Here is a 4305-nt window from a genome sequence, read left to right on the forward strand (position 1 = left end):
GGTTAATATGACGCTGCTAGCGGGGGGACGCTCGTTAATATTGCAGCATCAAAATGGTGACTTGACGCAATGGTTTGATGTCCTCAAAAGTGGTGAGCCGTCATTGACCAACGTGCGTACGTTTTCGCCCGGTGCTGGGGCAAAAATAATAGCGCCAGAGTTACATCGTAAAAGCGTGGCCACCGTGGATGATACTGGGCAGCTGAGCTTGGTACATGTGACCAGTGAAAAACAGCGGCATTTTGATAAACGGTTTACCTCGGTCCCGGAGGCGCTGGCATTTGCTCCTCGCGCCAACGCCTTGATGGCGGTGACACAAAATCAGTGGCAGTGGTTGGCAGTGGATAATCCTCATCCTGAAGTCAGTCTCCATTCTTTATGGCAAAAAGTGTGGTACGAGGGGTACTCATCGCCGCAATATGTGTGGCAGTCGACATCGGCCGACGATAGCTTTGAAGCAAAGTTGAGTGTGGTGCCGGTGATCTTTGGCACACTAAAAGTGGCCGTGGTTGCCTTACTGTTCGCGGTGCCAATGGCCATTGGTGCGGCTATTTATACGGCTTACTTTATGTCATCAGGGTTGAGGCGATGGGTCAAACCGACGGTTGAGACGATTGAAGCATTACCTACGGTGATCATTGGCTTTTTAGCCGGCTTATGGCTTGCCCCTTGGGTTGAAGCACATATTGCTAGCGTCTTTATGTTGTTGATCCTGATCCCGTTTGTGTTGCTGGGGTTGAGCGCCTGTTGGCGAATGATCCCCCGCTATGCTCGCCGTCGCTTGCCGGACAACGCCCAAATACTGGTGATTATCCCGGTGTTGCTGTTAGTGGGGACAATGGCCGTGTCTTTAGGACCTTGGATTGAGCAGATTTGGCTGGGAGGCGATGCTCGTCAATTCATTACCCACGAGCTAGGCATTGGTTATGATCAACGTAATGCCTTAGTGGTTGGGATCGCGATGGGCTTTGCGGTGGTTCCCACCATATTTTCGATTGCTGAAGATGCGATTTTTTCGGTTCCGCCACATCTAAAGCAAGGTGCGTTAGCACTGGGGGCAACGCATTGGCAAACATTGATGCGGGTTGTGTTGCTTACCGCTAGCCCAGGGATATTCTCGGCGGTGATGATGGGATTAGGTCGCGCGGTGGGTGAAACCATGATTGTGTTGATGGCCACAGGGAATACACCGATTATGGATTGGAACCTGCTCGAAGGGCTTCGGACCTTGTCGGCCAATATTGCGATCGAAATGCCAGAGTCCGAAGTGGGGAGCTCGCATTATCGTGTGTTGTTTTTAACCGCGTTTATTTTGTTTGTTTTCACCTTTGTCTTTAATACGTTGGCTGAACTTGTTCGTCAGCGTTTACGCGACAAATACAGTCACCTTTAATTGAGATGAGAGTGCGCATGCGTCCATGGATAAAATCTGGCACGCCTTGGGTCTGGATGACGGCAGGGATGGTTAGCGTCAGTCTTATTGCCATTCTCGGTGTCTTACTCTTGCTCGGTGTTCGTGGCTTAGGCTATTTTTGGCCCACACCGGTGAYCAGTTTTGAGTTACAGACGGAACAGGGCGTAGAAACTGTCGTTGGCCAGATTTATCGAACCGATGAGGTTGATGCGACTCAGCTTATCGACGCCGGTGTTCGCTTACCCGCATACCGGCAATCCGCGTATCAGCGCTTGGTGGTTAAAATTGGCAACCGTGAACGAGAAGGGCTCGACTTTCGTCAGTTACTTGCGTTTCAGATAAAAAGCCAACACACGCCGATTGAGATGGCGATGATTGAGCGCAGCGAGAACGGTGTCTTTTATGGCAAGCCAACAGCGTATATTGATCAAAGCGGTACACGTCATGGATTAGTGATTTCTGCGCTGCGTCAGCAACTGGCGGATTTGGCGGCACGTCGTGATGCGATCAATAAAATTGAACAAGTCCATCTGGCAGGGGTGAACTATCAGCTCGAACAGTTGCGATTAGAGGAAAAATCTCGCGAACTTGAGGGGACGTTGGACAAGCGCGCCCAATCGCAGATTGCATCCCGCCGCACGCAGTTGCTCACTCAGTATCAACAACTGGAGCAAAAGCTCGCACAGCTGCGGGATAAACAAAAAACAGGACAATTGGTTGTCGAAGATAGCCATGGTGATGAGGTCGCATTACCGCTCGAGAATGTGCTAAATATTTGGTACCCCAATGCGATGAGCGGCGTCGATAAGCTGACATTTTGGGGGCACCAAGTGGCGGCTTTTCTATCTGAATCACCGCGTGACAGTAATGCCGCAGGTGGGGTTTTTCCGGCGATTTTTGGCACCGTTTTTCTGGTCTTATTAATGGCAGTGATTGTTACCCCTTTGGGCGTGGTCGCGGCGATTTATCTGCATGAATATGCGCCTAAAACGGCGTTCACTCGGTTGATTCGGATTGCGGTAGTTAACCTCGCTGGGGTGCCATCCATTGTTTATGGTGTGTTTGGTTTAGGCTTTTTTGTCTACTTCATTGGTGGCACCATTGACGATATATTTTATCAAGCGGCGCAACCCGCGCCGGTGTTTGGTACGCCGGGCATTCTGTGGTCAGCGTTAACGTTGGCGATCTTAACCTTACCGGTCGTGATAGTCTCAACAGAAGAAGGGCTAGCGCGTATTCCTACAAGCGTCCGTCATGGTGCCTTTGCCTTGGGCGCGACCCAATCTGAAATGCTATGGCGAGTCGTCTTACCGATGGCAAGCCCGGCGATGATGACGGGGTTAATTTTAGCGGTTGCCCGTGCCGCCGGTGAAGTGGCGCCTTTAATGTTGGTTGGGGTGGTGAAAGTGGCACCTTCTCTGCCGGTTGATGGCAACTTTCCTTTTTTACACTTAGAACGGAAGTTTATGCATCTCGGCTACCATATTTATGATGTGGGCTTTCAAAGTGCGCATATCGAGACCGCGCGACCTTTGGTGTATGCGACGTCGTTTTTACTCGTGTCTGTGATCGTGGCACTGAACTTATCCGCGATCGGTATCCGTCATTATTTGCGTGAAAAATATCGCGCATTAGAACTGTAACGATAAGGATCCTGCTCGATGTTTTCGATAAACCCGCCTATAGGTGCCACGCCGAGCTTAGATTTGGGAAACTTACCGAACGAGCAAACGGCGTTAGCTATTCGGGATTTGAATCTTTATTACGGGGCGACTCAAGCACTGTTTGATATCAGTATGCGTATCCCGAAGGGCAAGGTCACAGCGTTTATTGGTCCTTCTGGATGTGGGAAGTCGACCTTACTGCGTTGCATTAACCGCATGAATGATTTGGTGGATGGGTGTCGCGTGCGGGGCGAAGTCACCTTACATGGGCAAAACATCTATCACCGCGAAGTTGATGTGCCTGCGTTACGCCGTCAAGTCGGTATGGTATTTCAGCGTCCTAATCCGTTTCCGAAATCCGTTTATGAAAATGTCGTTTTTGGATTGCGGCTGCAAGGCATTCATGATCCCCGAACCTTAGATGATGCGGTGGAGCGTTCACTGCGAGGTGCGGCGCTGTGGGGTGAGGTAAAAGATCGTCTTAACGATAATGCGTTTGGTCTTTCAAGTGGACAGCAGCAGCGGTTGGTGATCGCCCGAGCAATCGCGATTGAGCCAGAAGTGTTATTGCTGGATGAGCCCTCTTCGGCGCTGGATCCTATCTCAACACTGACGATTGAAGAGTTGATCAACGATCTTAAAAAACAATACACAGTGGTGATTGTTACCCATAATATGCAGCAGGCGGCACGGGTGTCAGACCAAACTGCCTTTATTAATATGGGCCGCTTGGTAGAGTACGCGGATACTGACACCTTGTTTACCACACCAAAAAATAAACAGACGGAAGATTACATCACCGGTCGCTACGGATAAGGAGCAGGCCTTGGATAATTACAATATTAGCCGCCATATTTCTGGCCAATTTAATGCTGAATTAGAAGCGATTCGCACTCACGTCCTAGCGATGGGGGGGCTGGTGGAGCGTCAGCTCACCGATGCTCTTCGTGCCATGCACAATCAAGATGAAGAGCTAGCGCGCCATGTGATTCGTGAAGATCACAAAGTCAATGGCATGGAAGTCGCCATTGACGAGGCCTGCACACGGATTATTGCTAAGCGCCAACCGACGGCAAGCGATCTGCGCCTGGTGATGGCAATCATTAAAACCATCACGGATCTAGAGCGTATTGGCGATGTGGCTGATAGCATCGCGAAAATGGCATTGGACAATGCCAGTCATTCTCAGCAACCTTTTTTGGTTTCTCTAGAGGCATTGGGTCAGCG

The 4305-nt window shown here is 50.3% G+C and carries 4 protein-coding genes; all 4 read left to right on the plus strand.

Features of this window, described 5'->3' with window-relative positions; all coding sequences use genetic code 11:
• A partial coding sequence (locus tag BZG79_RS12305; RefSeq protein ID WP_199877795.1) for an ABC transporter permease subunit occupies nt 1-1393 on the plus strand: 1393 nt, incomplete at its 5' end.
• Nucleotides 1394-1410: 17 nt separating this feature from the next.
• Nucleotides 1411-3057: a phosphate ABC transporter permease PstA gene (gene pstA, locus BZG79_RS12310; RefSeq protein ID WP_077774516.1), complete on the plus strand. Its 1647-nt coding sequence runs from the start codon at nt 1411-1413 to the stop codon at nt 3055-3057.
• A gap of 18 nt (nt 3058-3075) precedes the next feature.
• On the plus strand, nt 3076-3894 hold the full coding sequence (pstB, locus tag BZG79_RS12315) for a phosphate ABC transporter ATP-binding protein PstB (RefSeq protein WP_021022901.1): 819 nt from the start codon (nt 3076-3078) through the stop codon (nt 3892-3894).
• A gap of 10 nt (nt 3895-3904) precedes the next feature.
• Nucleotides 3905-4305 (plus strand): phosphate signaling complex protein PhoU (gene phoU / locus BZG79_RS12320; protein WP_077774517.1); only part of this gene is annotated, 401 nt, incomplete at its 3' end.

The sequence above is a fragment of the Salinivibrio sp. MA427 genome, from assembly GCF_001996115.1.
GTDB classification, from domain to species: Bacteria; Pseudomonadota; Gammaproteobacteria; order Enterobacterales; family Vibrionaceae; genus Salinivibrio; species Salinivibrio costicola.